This is a genomic window from Flavobacterium gillisiae, assembly GCF_900107635.1.
In the GTDB taxonomy this organism is placed as follows: Bacteria; Bacteroidota; Bacteroidia; order Flavobacteriales; family Flavobacteriaceae; genus Flavobacterium; species Flavobacterium gillisiae.
The window spans coordinates 32,365-48,680 of record NZ_FNRD01000018.1 but is presented as its reverse complement, the minus strand read 5'-3'; the positions used below and the strand labels follow the sequence as shown (position 1 = coordinate 48,680).

The 16,316-nt window shown below is 34.3% G+C and carries 13 protein-coding genes; 6 read left to right on the top strand and 7 right to left on the bottom strand.

Annotated features, from left to right (window positions below):
* The first annotated feature begins 133 nt into the window (after nucleotides 1-133).
* On the top strand, nucleotides 134-298 hold the full coding sequence (locus BLV35_RS19360; RefSeq protein ID WP_176980660.1) for a hypothetical protein: 165 nt from the start codon (nucleotides 134-136) through the stop codon (nucleotides 296-298).
* Nucleotides 299-493: 195 nt separating this feature from the next.
* On the opposite strand, the gene BLV35_RS18670 is transcribed toward BLV35_RS19360, so the two are convergent.
* Together BLV35_RS18670 and BLV35_RS18665 are read right to left on the bottom strand one after the other, a co-directional pair.
* Nucleotides 494-901: a hypothetical protein gene (locus BLV35_RS18670; RefSeq protein ID WP_016991323.1), complete on the bottom strand. Its 408-nt coding sequence runs from the start codon at nucleotides 899-901 to the stop codon at nucleotides 494-496.
* Nucleotides 902-1,012: 111 nt separating this feature from the next.
* Nucleotides 1,013-2,056 carry a LacI family DNA-binding transcriptional regulator gene (locus tag BLV35_RS18665; protein ID WP_091093813.1) on the bottom strand — a complete coding sequence of 348 codons (1,044 nt, stop codon included), beginning with the start codon at nucleotides 2,054-2,056 and terminating at the stop codon, nucleotides 1,013-1,015.
* Nucleotides 2,057-2,217: 161 nt separating this feature from the next.
* Here BLV35_RS18665 and BLV35_RS18655 point away from each other — a divergent pair, with 161 nt between their 5' ends.
* The 5 genes from BLV35_RS18655 to BLV35_RS18635 all read left to right on the top strand — a co-directional run bounded on the left by BLV35_RS18655 (nucleotide 2,218) and on the right by BLV35_RS18635 (nucleotide 9,612).
* A complete protein-coding gene (locus tag BLV35_RS18655; protein WP_091093808.1) occupies nucleotides 2,218-4,809 on the top strand; it encodes a TonB-dependent receptor in 2,592 nt (863 codons plus the stop codon).
* A gap of 65 nt (nucleotides 4,810-4,874) precedes the next feature.
* Entirely contained in the window at nucleotides 4,875-6,185 is a 1,311-nt protein-coding gene (locus tag BLV35_RS18650) for an amylo-alpha-1,6-glucosidase (RefSeq protein ID WP_091093805.1), read from the top strand.
* A gap of 16 nt (nucleotides 6,186-6,201) precedes the next feature.
* Nucleotides 6,202-7,824, top strand: coding sequence for a sodium:solute symporter family transporter (locus BLV35_RS18645; RefSeq protein ID WP_091093802.1), 1,623 nt, complete (start codon nucleotides 6,202-6,204; stop codon nucleotides 7,822-7,824).
* A 130-nt stretch (nucleotides 7,825-7,954) separates the two neighbouring features.
* On the top strand, nucleotides 7,955-9,082 hold the full coding sequence (locus BLV35_RS18640) for a glycerate kinase (RefSeq protein ID WP_091093799.1): 1,128 nt from the start codon (nucleotides 7,955-7,957) through the stop codon (nucleotides 9,080-9,082).
* A gap of 14 nt (nucleotides 9,083-9,096) precedes the next feature.
* Entirely contained in the window at nucleotides 9,097-9,612 is a 516-nt protein-coding gene (locus BLV35_RS18635; RefSeq protein WP_245712111.1) for a cupin domain-containing protein, read from the top strand.
* Between the two features lie 211 nt (nucleotides 9,613-9,823).
* Here BLV35_RS18635 and BLV35_RS18630 read toward each other — a convergent pair whose 3' ends face one another.
* From BLV35_RS18630 to BLV35_RS18610, 5 genes are all read right to left on the bottom strand, one after another.
* A complete protein-coding gene (locus BLV35_RS18630; RefSeq protein WP_091093796.1) occupies nucleotides 9,824-11,092 on the bottom strand; it encodes an NAD(P)/FAD-dependent oxidoreductase in 1,269 nt (422 codons plus the stop codon).
* 117 nt (nucleotides 11,093-11,209) lie between these two features.
* Nucleotides 11,210-11,608 (bottom strand): hypothetical protein, encoded by a 399-nt coding sequence (locus BLV35_RS18625; RefSeq protein WP_091093793.1) that lies wholly within the window; start codon nucleotides 11,606-11,608, stop codon nucleotides 11,210-11,212.
* A 29-nt stretch (nucleotides 11,609-11,637) separates the two neighbouring features.
* Complete coding sequence (locus tag BLV35_RS18620; RefSeq protein WP_091093791.1) at nucleotides 11,638-13,509, bottom strand: M1 family metallopeptidase; 1,872 nt, start codon at nucleotides 13,507-13,509, stop codon at nucleotides 11,638-11,640.
* Nucleotides 13,510-13,569: 60 nt separating this feature from the next.
* Complete coding sequence (locus tag BLV35_RS18615) at nucleotides 13,570-15,195, bottom strand: S8 family peptidase (protein WP_091093789.1); 1,626 nt, start codon at nucleotides 15,193-15,195, stop codon at nucleotides 13,570-13,572.
* Nucleotides 15,196-15,269: 74 nt separating this feature from the next.
* Entirely contained in the window at nucleotides 15,270-16,130 is an 861-nt protein-coding gene (locus tag BLV35_RS18610; protein WP_091093787.1) for an MBL fold metallo-hydrolase, read from the bottom strand.
* Nucleotides 16,131-16,316 lie beyond the last annotated feature (186 nt).

Below are 16,316 nucleotides of genomic sequence, written 5' to 3'. Positions count from 1 at the left end.
GGGGGGGGGTAAGTAGTTTTTTTATCATAATTATCTGGTTAAAAGAAAGCTATTTTATTTGTGTAGCTTTTGCTAATGTAAGAAAAATATTCTTTATAAGTTTTCCTAACGTTATTTTTTTCTTGATTTATACATGAAGATCACAATTATTATTGATAAAAAACCGGACTTCCTTCAAAAAATTGCTGATAGCTGGCCTGCAAGCATTGATGACAGTGACGCCAGAACAGATTGGAACTGGAATCATAAAGATGACTTGGAGACCATGACGGTGGATATGCTGGAACATTTGAAATAATCCAAAAAAATAAGAATTTAAAAAAAGTCTAGCTTGAAAAACTAGACTTTTTTGGTTTGAGAGCAATTTAATTTACAAAATATTTATCAGTTACATTACCAATGTTTGTAATTAGTAGTAAAGAATCATTACCCAAGGAAATGTATGAGAAAGGAACATTAGTAGATTGTTGTATAAATCGATAATGTGTCATACTCATTGTTTCTTAAACAGCATTGGTGTTGGGTTTCCATTGTATTCTATTGATAAATATGTATCATTACCTACTTGAGTAATACCATTTATTGCATAGCAATATATTTTCCCTGTACTTTTTATCAATTTTAAGTATTCATATTCCGAATCAATTTTATTTCCACAAGACGTATTTGTAATTATGAAATCAGATGTGTTCAAAAGTTTACTTGCATAGTATCTTTTGCATTTACCATCTAATGAAAAAACCCAAATACTATTAGAGTCACTATCGGAAACCCATGAACCAACAATTCCGTCCTTGGTTGATTGTTGGTTGAATGAACCCTTCATTGTGAAAGAAAATACAATTACCGCGGCAAGCACAAACGCAATTGTAACTAAAAAGTTTTTTGTGGTTTTTTTCATAATTTTTTATACTCCCGCCCCCGAACGAAGTCTTTTACTTGGTTTTTGAAAACTGTTTTCCATAGTATATCAAATATACTAAAAAACATGCCTCCTAAGCTCCCATACGGACTAAGCTAAGCTATTCCTTTTTAAGGATTTAAAAGAAGAACCCCTAACAATCAAATTAGTTTTAATTTCAATCGTTTTATAACTGATTTCATTATCACTATTAATTTCATCAATTAAATATTTGATCGCTATCTCTCCAATTCTATTTCCGGGTTGATCAATCGTTGTAAGTTTAGGCTGGATGATTGTCGAGTAAACTGAATTACTAAATCCGACGACTGCAATCTCTTCGGGAATTTTTATTTTGTTTTTTTTCAAAACTTGTATTGCTCCTATCCCTGCTTCGTCAGTAATCGCAAATATTGCGTCTGGCTTATGCTGTAAACCAACTAAAACCTTTGCAAGTTTTTTACCCTCAGCAATAGTAAGGTCTTCACAGCTCATAACTAGACTTTCGTCTAAAGTAATCCCGTACTTTTTTAAAGCTTTTAAATAGCCCGCATATCTTTTTTCAGATAGGATGGAACTTTCGGTTTCTTTAATGATGGCAATTCTTTTTTTGCCGGTATTAATAAGATGTTCAACAGCTTTAAAGGCAGCGTCCTCATCATCAATAACAATTTGTGTGCAAGGTACTTTTGCAGAAATCCTATCAAAAAGAATCAGCGGAATGTGTTGCATCATGTCGAGAATATCATCAACATTAGTATTTTTTTTCACTAGGGACAATAGAACACCGTCGACACCAAATTGCACCATCGTTTCTAGCAGTTCCGCTTGTTTTTGTTCATTATTAAAGGATTCGCATATAATAACCTTATACCCATTTAAGTCTGCATTATAAATAATCCCTTTTAATAAGGTAGCCGTAAATTGATGTTCGATGTTGGGAATAATAACCCCAATTATATTTGATTTATGCGATCTAAAACCTTTGGCAAATAAATTAGGAGCATACTTTACTTTATTAGCATGCGCTTTCACTTTCTCTTTTGTCTCTTCACTGATGTCAATATGATCATTTAGTGCACGCGAAACCGTTGAAATGGATAATCCTAAATCAAAAGCCATTTTTTTTAGGGTAACAATATTTTTTTTGCGCATTTTTTATTGATATAATAGCAAAAGTACTAATTTTATTTTGATTGCAAACGTTACCGCAAACGTTTGCGGTTCTTTTAAGCGAATTTTCAACATCTAAAGCATTGAAAACGATATAGCTTAGCAGAAAAATAAACCAATTACATAATTTAATTTCAACCAAAATGAAAAAATATTTAAAAGTATTCTTGTTGTTAATAGGGACTGTTTCCTATTCTCAAACAACTGTTAAAGGAACGGTGAAGGATGAAAAAAACAATCCAGTCCCAATGGCTAATGTGGTAGTTGTAGGTGCTCAAGAAGGAACAACCACAGACATGGACGGAAATTATTCATTCCCTTCTAAGTTAACAGGTGAGCAAAAAGTAAAAATTGCTTACATCGGTTACTTTGCTCAAACTAAAACGGTTAATTTTAGTGGAGATGTAACTGTAGATTTTATTTTAAAAGAAAGTATCGAGACATTAGATGAAGTGGTTTTAACAGGAACTTCGGTTAAGCGTTCACAAAAAGAAACTCCTGTTTCGATTACTTCTTTCAGTGCTAAAGATTTAACGAAACTAAACACAAGTAGTCAGGCTAATATCTTGAGAAGTGTTCCTGGAATTACTACTGAAAATGGTGGTGGTGAAGTAGGATCTAATGTGTTTGTAAGAGGTTTACCTTCAGGAGGACAATTCCAGTTTAATCCTATTCAGATCGATGGAATGCCAGTATTATCAACTTTCGGATTGAACTCCTCTGCTCATGATGTTTACTTTAGAACTGATATAGGAATGAAAAGTTTAGAATTCATTCGTGGTGGTTCGTCAGTATTATATGGTGCAGGTTCTGTAGCAGGTATTATTAACTATACAAGTGAAACAGGTTCAACTACTCCAAAAAACATTTTAAAGACTGAAGTAGGAACTAATTCTAGATACAAAGCTGATTTTTTATCTAGCGGACAATTAGGAGGAAAAGATTCTAATTTATTCTATGCTGTAACCGGTTTTTACCGTTATGATGAAGGGCCTATAAAAACAGGATTACCTACTGAAGGGTATCAAATTCGCGCTAATGTAAAAAAAGTAACTGAAAAAAGCACAATTACATTCTCAGGACAAGTGATTGACGACAAAGTACAATTCTTTTTACCTTACCCATTACAAGGCGGAAGTAGATCTAGACCTATTGGAAATGATGGTAACGAAATCGTGACTTTGCAAACAGCGGCAGCGGCAAATATTTCTTATGCTACTCCTGATGGAATTTTCAAAACTAATATTAGAGATGGGGTTGCTACAAAAGGAGGTTACTTTATGACGAATTTCGTTCATGATTTTTCTGATAATTTCTCTATTGATGCTAAAATTAGAAAATCGAATTACAAGCACCAGTTTAATTTATTCTTAGACGGAAGTGGATTAACTGGTCCTAAAGTCGTTGAAACACAAGCTGAATACAAAGCAGCAAGAAATATAACGGCAGGTAATTTTACAACGCTAAACGGCGCAGCTTTGCCGGCAGATGCACTTTTATTCGAAAACAGAATATTAGATAGAGTTCGTCCATTAGATGAATTGGTATCTGAGATTAAATTGATTAACAAAATGGGAGTTCATACTGTAACGGCGGGGACATTTATGTCTAGAGCTTCTGCAGGAGATATGAATGTTACCTCAAGTTATTTAAGTGAATACAGCAATAGTCCAGGGTTAGTTAACCTTTCTGGTTATACTGTAGATGGTGTAACTAATAGAGGAGCTGGATATTCTAACAAAAATGTTACCAGTAACAAATTGGCTTTTTTCTTAACAGATCAAATCAAATTAGACAAATGGAATTTTGATATAGGTATCAGACATGAAACAGCTTCTGGAACTATTCAAAACGAAAAAACAGCCCAATTTAAAATGAGCACTTTCGCAGGAAATGCTAAGATTGAAAATGTAACATGGGGAACTGGAGCTTATCAAACCGCAAAAGTTTCTACAGATGCATTTGCAATTTCAATGGCAGCTCTATACAAAATAAGCACAAGTACTAGTGTTTATGGTAACTTTTCTAAAGGTTATTTCTTTCCAGAATTACGTTCGGTAAAAATCAATGCTGCTGGAGCTCATTCTACTTATTCTCCTGAGAATATTATTCAAGGTGAGGCAGGTATTAAATACGGTAAAGGAAGTTTTTCAGGAACTGCAGCGCTTTTCTCTCTGAACTTATCTGATAGAAGAAACATTGCATTTTTGAATGACGGATTCGGTGGATTTATTGAAAAAGTAGATTTACAAGACACCAAATCGTATGGTATTGAAAGTACTTGGAATTGGAAATTCATCGACGGTTTTGCATTTAACGGAACGTTTACTTACCAAAAACATGAATTGACTAAATCTGAAAACAACCCCGCTTTTGTAGGTAACAAATTAGCAAGACAACCTAATGTAATGACAAAATTGGGATTGTCTTATGACAAATCAAACTTCGATGCCAATTTTGATTACAACTATGCTGGTGATAAATTCACAAATGACGCAAATACAGTTGAGTTAAAAGGTTTTGGAATTGTTGATTTAAGTTTAGGATATACTTTCAATGTTGGAAAAGACGATGAAACACTTAGAGTAGGAGCTCAATCGTTCAACTTGTTTAACTCGGCTGGAATTACTGAAGGTTCACCAAGATTAGGTGACAATCAAACAGACGAGCAATTCTTTGTAGGAAGACCTATTATTCCTAGAACTGCTTTGATGAACTTAACATTTACTTTCTAAAACAATAACACCTAGGATGCCTTGGTATTCATTTATCAAGGTGTCTTTTTTTAAAATATAACAGCATGGAAAAAGACTTAATTACAGAAGCCAAAAATATTTTAGATGGTAATTTCCAAGAAAAAGGATATTCTATACCATGTAAGGGTTTATATCCGTTCCAATGGAAATGGGATTCCGGATTTATAGCTATTGGTTTTGCCCATTATGATATGGAAAAAGCCAAAAAGGAAATGCAAACACTCTTGAATTCACAATGGGGGAACGGATTTATTCCGCATATTGTTTTTCATGTTGAAACAGATAGTTATTTTCCAGGACGTGATTTTCATTTATCAAAATTACATCCTGAATCAAATGACGCATATCCTTCGACAGGAATGACACAGCCACCCGTTTTAGGTTTTACATTAGAAAAAATGTATGAAATTGGGGCCGACAAAGCAGATGTATTAAGCTTCATCAAAGAAAATATTGATAAAGTTTACGACAACCATAATTATTTTTACACTAAAAGAGATCCTCAAAATGAAGGTTTAGTGTACATCTACCACAACTGGGAATCAGGCACGGATAATTCCCCTATATGGGATGATATTTGGTTAACAATGAACCCCCCAGAATATACTTTTGAAAGAAGAGATACTACGCACGTTGATGCATCACAAAGACCGTCTAACCGTGAATACGATCATTATTTACATATTATCGAAATAGCAAAAGAGCATAATTATGATGATGCAAAAATAGCGGAGCTATCTCCGTTTTTAGTTCAAGATCCTTTGTTTAATTCGATGTTGATTAAATCGAATGATTCATTGATTAACTTGTACCAATTAATAGGCGGTAACGAGGATAAAGTTGCACAACTGAAAAAATGGCAAGAAAAAAGTATTCGTACTTTTAATGAAAAATTATATGATGCTGAATTAGGCGCTTATATTCATTATGATTTAAGAAACGAAAAGCCAATCCGTTTTGTAAGTTCGTCGTCTTTCTCCCCTTTGTTTGCGGGAATCCCGAGTAAGGAACAAGCTGCGAAAATCATTAATACGATGATGACTAAATTTGGCGGTGGCGATATGTACTTATGTGCTTCATTCGACCCAACAAGTGAACGTTTCAATCCAAAAAAATATTGGAGAGGACCCGTTTGGATTAACTTAAACTGGATTTTATACAATGGTTTAAAGGATTATGGCTATGATGAAATTGCCGCTAGAGTAAAAGCAGATAGTATCGAAATACTAACAAAAGTAGGATTCTATGAGTATTTTGACGCTAGAAAATCCGAATATACAGAAGGAGCAAAAGGTTACGGAGGAGGCAATTTCTCATGGAGCGCTGCCTTGTTTTTGGATATGCTGAATAATTAATTAAAAAACAATCATTATGAACTGGTTAGACTACACTGTTATTATTGTTTACTTAATTGCTTTTTTAGGATTAGGATTCTTATTTAAAGAAAACAAAGATGCAAAGGATTATTTCCTTGGAGGAAAAAGTATGGGATGGTTTCCGTTGAGTTTATCTGCAATGGCAACCCAGCTTTCGGCAATCAGTTTTATTTCGGCTCCAGCGTTTGTTGGTCTAGCGCAAGGAGGCGGAATGAAATGGTTAACATTTGAATTAGCCGTTCCATTAGCGATGATTGGTATCATTTTAATAATAATTCCACCACTTTACCGTGCCAATATTGTAAGTATTTATGAATTTGTCGAAAGACGATTTTCAACCTCTACTCGAATTATCCTGAGTGCTGTTTTTCAAATAAGTAGGTCTTTATCGACAGGTGTAGGTGTTTATACCATTGCCATTATTTTGCAATCGGTATTGAATATTAGTTTTCATTATACCATTATTTTAATTACCATAATAACTATCGTCTATTCCTATATGGGCGGAATGAAAGCGGTGGTTTGGGGCGATGCTATTCAAATGGTGATCCTTTTTGGAGGTTTGCTTATCTGTATTTATTTTGGATGGGATTTATTAAAAGCAAATCCAAATTTCACAGGTTTTGATAGCGAACGTTTACAAGTAATTGACATTCCTAATCTAGGATTTGATGGAGGTACTTACGGACTTTTACCAATGGTTTTAGGAGGTTTATTTTTATACATGTCTTATTATGGAACAGATCAAACTCAGGCACAACGATTAATATCTGCAAAAGATGAAAATGCTTCTAAGAAAATATTATTGACTAATGGATTGCTGCGTTTTCCAGTGGTATTGACTTATTGTATAATGGGTTTAATTATTGGAGCGTTGGTAAATTTAACACCTGATTTTATGAATGAAATCGCTGCGGTAACAAAACAACATTACCCAGAGGAATTCTTAAAAAACGGAATCAAACCTGATTTGATGTTGCCGGTGTTTATCATGAAATATTTACCACATGGTTTGATTGGGATTTTGATTGTAGGAATTTTATCGGCAGCAATGTCCTCAGTGAGTGCTACAATCCATTCCTTGGGAGCGGTAACGGTAGAAGATCTTTTTAACAGAGGTAAAGTAAAATTAAGCCAAGTTAAATACATGAAATTTTCTAAAATAGCGATTGTTTTTTGGGGCTTTGTTTGTATCGCTTCTGCCTATCTTTTTGGGAATAATGGAGGAACTGTGATTGAATTGATTAATATGATTTCGTCACAATTTTACGGCCCTATTTTGGCCACTTTCATTATCGCTATTTTAGTAAAAAGAGTAAATTACATTGGAATGAATGTGGGAATCATTGGAGGTGTTTTGATTAATGTTACAATCAAATACTTTTTTGATGATATTTTCTGGATTTGGTTTAACCTTACCGGTTTTATTATCACTTTCGTTTTAGCGTTAGTATTTAGCGCAATCTATAAAACAGAAAAGAATACGGATACCAATATTGTGTTTAGCGTCCGTAAAGAAGATCTATACTCTAAAGATGTGTTGATATTAGCTGCATTCTTCATTGTAATACTTGCGTTATCATTTGCACTTCCAGACATTTTAGCATCGATAAAATAGATTGATATTCTAGTATTTCAATCCATAAAATACATTGAGTTGGTTAATGTGGCGGCATGAGGAGGAAACGAATTGTGCTGCTTTTTTTAATCTCAGTTGCTGCTAAATACACGAACTAAAAAATTACAAAATGAGAATTTTAATCGCACCAGATAAATTTAAAGGTTCTTTGTCTGCCATGGAAGTTTGTAACGCCATTGAAGACGGGATTAAAAAAGCGAATCCGTTAATAGAAACCTTAAAACATCCGCTGGCTGACGGTGGTGAGGGAACCTTGGATATATTGCAGAATTATTTCAAACTGGAAACCATTACTATCCAAGTGATGAATCCTTTGTTTAAGGAAATCCAAGCTACTTATAAGGTGTCTGAAAACACTGCTTATATTGAAATGGCAAATGCTTCCGGACTACAGCTATTAGAAGAAAACGAAAAAAACTGTTACTATACTTCTACTTTTGGTACTGGACAACTCATCCTTAATGCCATTCAAAAAGGATATAAAAACATTGTATTATTCATTGGCGGAAGCGCTACAAATGATGCAGGAATAGGTATGGCAGCCGCTTTGGGGTATCAGCTTTATAATTCAAAAAAAGAACTCATAAATCCTATTGGCAAGGAGCTATTGCATATTGATACAATTGCGGATAGTAATCTATTATTTAATCCAAAAGAAATCAACTGCACCGTAGTATGTGATGTCAAAAACCCATTGTTCGGCAAAAATGGTGCTGCTTATGTTTACGGGAGTCAAAAAGGCGCATCAGAAGAAGAGATTCAATTATTAGACATGGGACTTCGACATTTTAGTAATCAAGTTCTAAAATACCTTAACAAAAAAGTAGAAACTATTGAAGGTGCGGGAGCTGCAGGCGGTTTAGGTGCAGGAGCAGTTTGTTTCTTGGATGCCAAAATAAAATCTGGGATTGATTTTGTAATGGAACAAACCGGTTTTGACGCTCTATTAAAAGACAATATTGACTTAATTATTACTGGAGAAGGTTCTGCTGACAAACAAACAATCGAAGGTAAAGTAATCAAAGGTATTAGCGAAAGAGCCCTTAAAAATAAAATTCCCTTTTCAATTATAGCGGGAATTGTAAAAGATAAAAAACTTATTCAGGACAATTTACATCCTTCAACTATTCATTCTATTATGGAAATGGGCGTGACTACTGAGGATGCGATGCAAAATGCCGCGACATATTTAACTGCTTTGGGATATCAAGTAATAAAAGAGAATACTAAAATTTAAAATACACAGCTAAAATGAATTTCAATTTAGACGGTACTATGGATAAAAATGCAATCTCTGAAAGAGTTGCTGCCATTATAAAAGACCAAAATTTCACTATTGTTCAACAAGATATGACAAGACCATGGGGCGGTTTTTTTGTAATAGAAGAAGATCAAGCGAGTGCTTTTGCAAAATTATTTTTTCCGAATCTTGAAATGTCACAAATACAAATCACCAATAAACTGAGTCCTAAAATACTGGTTGTAGCACCTAATAAAAGATTGTCTTGGCAATATCATTTTAGAAGATCTGAAATTTGGAAAATCATTGGAGGAAAAGTAGGAGTAAAAACAAGCTTGACAGATGAAGAAGGCGAGATTCAAGAACTTAGTTCAGGTGCTTTTATACAAATGGATAAAGGAGAAAGACATCGATTAATTGGACTAGATTCGTGGGGTATTGTGGCAGAGATCTGGCAACATACAGACTTGAATCAGCCATCAGATGAAGAGGACATTGTACGTCTTCAAGATGATTTTGGGAGATAATTCAATATTTAGTTAATACAATGAATGCATCCCTACCCGTTATGAAATCTTCATAACGGGTTTTTTTATTGAATAATTATTTCACTATGAAGACTAATTCAGAATCTCAGTATAAAAAATTTCCAAATCGTCAGTTCGAGTGTTTTGGCTGATAGAATTATAATAATTAAGTGAATTCAATAGTCAAAATGTATCGAGAACTTTTGTTCAATCAATTCTTCTCGATATAATTTTGGCGATTCTCTGCAATTATCAAGTCGGCCACCAAACGACCTGATTTCATAGCGGCGTTTATAGAGCCATTCAGCAAATGGTCGCCACAACAATATAGATTGTCTTTGATTTTCATATCATCAATTGTTAAATCATCTTTAAGAACTTTGAGGTTTGGCAATGCATATTTAATTTTATAAGTCTTCAAGTGTGACCATTCTTCGACTTGTTTTCCAAACCAAGGTTGCAATTCGTTTTTTATTTTTTGTACTAATTCCTGTTCGTACAAATCTAAAATACCATTACAGGATATCGAAATTAATACTTTCCCTGCCGGAGCATACGCTTTACTGACGTTTGTCATTACCGTCAAGTTGTTTACCACTTTTTTACTTTCAGAGGCGTTTAGAATGACTACCGCTTTGTTTGAAGGTACAATTTTAGTTTGAAAATAGACATTGGTAACAGAATGATGTTGGGTCTCAACATTGTTTTTTAATTTCGAAATCAGATTATTCGCCTCGGTCGCAACTATAATAATATCCGATTTTATTTCAGCACCCGTATCAGTAAAAATAGTATTTTCGCGAATGTCGACTACTTTAGTATTGTACAAAAAAGAATCTGCAGGCAATTGACTTGCTAATTGTTTTGGAATTTCTTCCATACCCAATGCGGGAATTGCAGCATCGCCTTCCGAAAACATTTTCATCACAAAATCAAACATCCGGTTAGGCGTTGACAAATTGTTTTCGAGAAAAATACCTGAGAAAAATGGTTTGAAAAAACGGTTAATCATTTTAGAACTGAATCCGTAATTTTTCAATTGCTCTAAGCTTGACTTTTGCTCTTGCATAAAGATTCCTTCGATTGATTTGCTCACTAATTTTTGCTTTAATAAAAAAGTGTTGAGTTTGTCTTTCAAGGACCCAACTGGAGCAAAAACAGTAGCCAATAATGCTGAAGGTCTTCGAAACGGATCGGCAATTTCAAATTGACCACCGTCATAAAGTACAGTTGCTCCAGGTAAAAAAGTCTTGAGTTGCAATGCCTCGTAATCCAATAGCATTTTCGCTTCTGGATAGGAAGTAAGCAAAACTTGAAAACCACGATCAAGCTTAAATCCATCGATACTATCTGTCTTTATTCTCCCACCTGCCCTATCACTAGCCTCTATGATTTTTACAGAAAAACCCTGGCGATGCAAATGCAATCCTGCTGTAAGCCCTGAAATTCCTGCGCCAATAATTGTTATAGTTGGATTCATATCGTATTTATAAAATCGTTTGTTACAAATTTAGTGTTTCCTTTCGTCGAACACAATACTCTCTTTTTCCTAAACATAAAAAAGGTCGCAAAATATATATTTTGCGACCTTTTACTTTTATTGTAGAATTCCGTTTTTTGTAAACATCGTACGCAATTTGGTAAATTCTGATTCTGATTTTACTTCTAATAAATCGCGGGTTTTTCCGTTCTTTAATTCAATAAAATATTTTTTTCTTCCTAAAAAGATCCGCTGATTCAATCCTTTAATTTTATCAATTGGTATTTTTTCTCTTGTTGATTTTTTAAAAATAGAATTATAAAGTATCACAATTGAAACAACTCCTAATACCAACCATATTATTTTCATGAAACCAAAGCTTGCTTTAATATCTGATAAATTTAGAATCGCATTCAGTAGGTTTAAAACCATCAGAAAGTTCAGTAAGAAGACATAGTTTTTAAGTCCGTCCTTAATCTCGATGGATTTATTAGATTCGTTATAGTTAATATTCATGAACCATTACTTAAATTTAGTACTACTATTTATTGTTTATAAACGTTATTCTCTTGTTTCACATCAGCCATTAATCCACTTGGATCGATAGTGATTTTCTTGATTGTACCTTTTGCTTTAGCAATAGTAAAATCATAGTTAGATTGTGCCCAAGTCCAGTCGTTCAACACCGTTCTTTTCACTGCAGGATTTGGGTTTTCTTTTTCGAAACTCATCAAACGCAACGGAACATAAAAACTTTCCGTAGTTCCATCAGTATACTCTACTAGTAAGTCAATAGGCATTGGTATTCTACCAATTCTTTCTAAACTTACAGTCGTTTTGTCACCGTTATCCGTTACCGCTTTAATACCATAATCAATCGTGTTCAACGTTTCTGTCCAGTCAACTAAATACCAATCTAGATTTGCTCCCGAAACACGTTCAGCAGTTCTTTTGACATCATTAGGTGTAGGATGTTTGAATTTAAAATCGTGGTAATATCTTTTGATGGTTTCTGCCGTTTTATCTTTCCCTATCAAGTAGTTTAATTGTGATAAAAACAAGCTTCCTTTCACATAAGACGAAATACTGTACGGTCTGTTTTCATCATAACGATCGCCATGAGTAGTTTGCGGTTGCTCTTTCCCTGAATTCACTAAACTATAATAAGCCTTGTAATTTCCTTCAAAAGGGTTTTCCACTTTTTTAGCCCCTAATTCATTTTGTGCCCAGTCTTCAACATAAGTTGTAAATCCTTCGTCCATCCATGGGTGTTTAGATTCATTTGAAGCTAAAATATGTTGAAACCAAGAGTGTCCTAATTCATGCGTTGCTGTTCCGTAAATTCCTTCAAGAGTTCCGTTTCCTAGCATCAAAGTACACATGGCATATTCCATTCCACCATCACCACCTTGAATAAATGAATATTGTTTGTATGGATAATTTCCAATATTTTTATTGTAAAAATCCATTACATCAACCATCATCGGCTCTACTTTCTTCCAGTTTTCAATGGTCTTTGGATAGTTTTTGTAAAGAAAATGTAAAGCAACATCATTGGGTCCTTTTACCACATCGTGAATGTAGTTTTTGTCAGCAGCCCAAGTAAAATCATGAACCATTGGCGCTACAAAATGCCAAGTCAACATTTTTAGTTTTTTAGGATAGTTTACGTTAACACCAGCGTCTTCGTATCCGTGTCCAATTTCATTTTGGTTTTGTAAATATCCAGAACCTCCTAAAGTATAGTCTTTATCAATTGTAATATTTACATCAAAATCTCCCCAAACACCGTGAAATTCTCTAGCGATATAAGGATCAGCATGCCAACCTTCGAAATCAAATTCGGCCATTTTAGGATACCATTGTGCCATTGATAACTCAACTCCTTCTGAATTATTTCTACCAGAACGACGAATTTGTACTGGAACCTGTCCGTCAAAATCTAAGGTAAAAGTAGTTTTACTATTTGGTAGAATTGGCTTAGCCAAAGTAACTTCAAGAATTGTACTTACTGTTTTTGTTTCAGCGGCAACACCATCTTGCTTAAAATTAGAAATTTTTAAATACCCAATTTCATCTGGCTTTAAACTTTCGATACGACTTACTTTAACCTCTTTACCATCTACTTTTACTTTGTTTACCATTCTTCCGTCAGGATCTTTGATGCTGTGTAGTCGCGCATCCATTTCACTTCCTGGTTGAAAAGCATTATTGAATAAGTGATAATACACTTTTCTCAAAGTATCCGGCGAATTATTAGTATACACTAATTCTTGCTTCCCTTTGTATTGATAGTTTTTAACGTCCATCGCAACGTCCATCTTGTAGTCAACATGTTGTTGCCAATAAGCCGTGCTTTGCGCAGAGATGGCTCCTACATTGAAAGTAATAAAAGAAATTAACAGCAGTTTTTTCATGGTATTTAAATAAAAAATGGAAGGACAGTTGTCCTTCCATTGGGTTTCTAACTATTCTATTTATTTTCTCGACATCTTATCCGCCATTAATAAGGCGTTGTATGCGTTTACTATTTTTCCTGATTGAGACAAAGTCGTAAAAGAACGACTGTCTTTTGGGTTCCCTCCTACAACAACAGTTTCAGTAATCGCTACACCTGAATCCATCAAGATGTGTTTTACTTGTGCTGCCGTTAATGTTGGGTAATAAGAACGAATTATAGCAGCAACTCCAGCAACATTTGGTGCAGCCATTGAAGTCCCTTGCAAATATTTGTAAGTGTTATTTGGCGTTGTAGCATAAATTTTCACTCCTGGTGCAAAAACATCCACATTCACTTTCCCAATGTTAGAGAAACGTGCTACCACTTTATCACCATACTCAAAATTCAAAGCACCGATAGTAATCATATTATCCGCAAATTCTGTTTTTTTATCATCTGAATCGTTAGGAAAATTATCGTAACTATCAATATCTTTTGCATCATTCCCGGCAGCGTGAACAATTAGTACATCTTTCTTTTCGGCATATTTAATCGCATCATACACCCATTGTTTGTGAGGAGAAAAACTTTTTCCGAAACTTCCGTTGATTACTTTCGCTCCGTTATCAACTGCATAACGAATTCCTAACGCAATATCTTTATCATATTCGTCTCCGTCTGGAACAGCACGAACTGTCAAAATTTCAACATTATTAGCAACACCATCTCCACCTAAATTGTTATTTCTAACTTGAGCAACGATTCCTGCAACGTGAGTTCCGTGAAGGATTTTTTCCTTGTCTGGTCCCATTACGTTATTATTTCCGTATTTAGTATCCGATAAATCGTTTGGGTTATCTCCAACAACGTCTCTGTAATTTTGTTTTAGATTATCTCCATTAAGAATGGCAGACATTTCATCAATATCACCTTGGATTGCTTTTTCTAGATCAACTATACTCATTCCATAAGAAAGCATTCTTTGCATTGTTACTTTACTTTCTAATATTGTAGCATCTTTTGAATCAATTGCATTTACTTCATCAATAGTATAAACACGCTTCGCTAAATGCTTTTCGATAACAGCATCAGCAGTTGCTGTACTAGTTAGCAGTCCCTCTAAACGCGTCTTCCCTGCTTGTGCTTTAGCTATTTTTTCATCATTGATTTTCTTCGCTTCTTGATACGTTACTTCATCTACCAAGTTTTTGTCCTTGATGATTCTTTCGTATTCTAGATTTTCTTTAGTGATGTCTCCAAGGAAATTCCAACCATGAATATCATCAACATATCCATTTTTATCATCATCAATTCCGTTACCCGCAATTTCTTTTGAGTTGGTCCAAATTACTGATTTTAAATCCTCATGTTCAATATCAACACCTGAATCTACAATTCCAACAATAACTTTTACTCCCTTTTTATCTTTAAGAAGTTCTGCATAAGCTCTGTCAACACTCATTCCAGGAATTGTATCATTTACGATGTCTAAATGACTCCAACGTTTTAATTCATTCTCTTTTAAAGCAGCAGTTTTTTTAACATTTAAAGGGGCAGTAATTGCCGTTAAAGAACTAAAACTTGAAACTTGTTTTTGAGCTCCACATCCAGCCAAAACCAAAACGGCAAAGGCAGAAAGGCAAATCGGTTTAATACTATTCATTGATAATTTTCTTTATGAGTTGTAAATATTTGTCTAAAATAATTTATTTTGTTACATAATAAAAACGATTAACACTATGTTAAGATTTCGTCCGCTTTAAAAATTTCCTTCAATCGCACTCCTTTTTCGGTATGTTGCACGGTAATAATCTCATTATGTGCATCGTGTTCTAGGAACAAATAATAATCATTGTCAGCAGCGGCATTCAGGAACTTTGTTTTCTCCGGCATCGTTAACAACGGTCTGGTATCGTATCCCATTACATAAGCAACTGGAATGTGTCCGGCTGTCGCCAATAAATCTGCCATGAAAACAATTGTCTTGCCTTTGTATTGAATGTGCGGAATCATTTGCTTCTCGGTATGACCATCAGCAAAGAAAATGCCAAAACCTAATTCTGATTGTTCCAGAAAATCACCTTCGGGTCTTTTGATAAAATTCAACTGCCCACTTTCTTGCATTGGTAAAATATTTTCTGACAAAAAAGAAGCCTTTTCTCTCGGATTGGGTTTTGTGGCCCATTCCCAATGATTTTCGTTAGACCAAAACTTAGCGTTTTTAAAAGCTGGTTCGTAGCCTGTTTTTTCCTTGTTCCATTGCACACTTCCTCCACAATGGTCAAAATGCAAATGCGTCATAAAAACATCGGTAATATCATCACGGCTAAAACCATATTTTGCCAATGATTTATCCATAGAATGAGAACCCCAAAGCGAATAGTAGCCGAAGAATTTCTCTGATTGCTTGTCTCCCATTCCGGTATCGATTAAAATTAATCGGTTACCATCTTCAATAAGCAGGCATCTTGCTGCGATATCGATCAAATTATTAGCATCGGCTGGATTGGTTCGGCTCCAAATGGTTTTTGGTACAACACCAAACATTGCGCCACCATCTAATTTAAAATTTCCGGTCTCGATAGGATATAGTTTCATTTTTTTGAATTGAAAGATTAAAAAATTGAAGAATTAAAAGATTCTAATTAGATCGCCCTATCCATTAACAAATAAGAGATTTTACTTTAAATCTTCGTCTTTTTCATAATTAGATTGCAATTTATGAAAATTGATCTGCTTTAAATGAAATCACATCGACTTTTTCTATTTTGCTATTAGTTATAA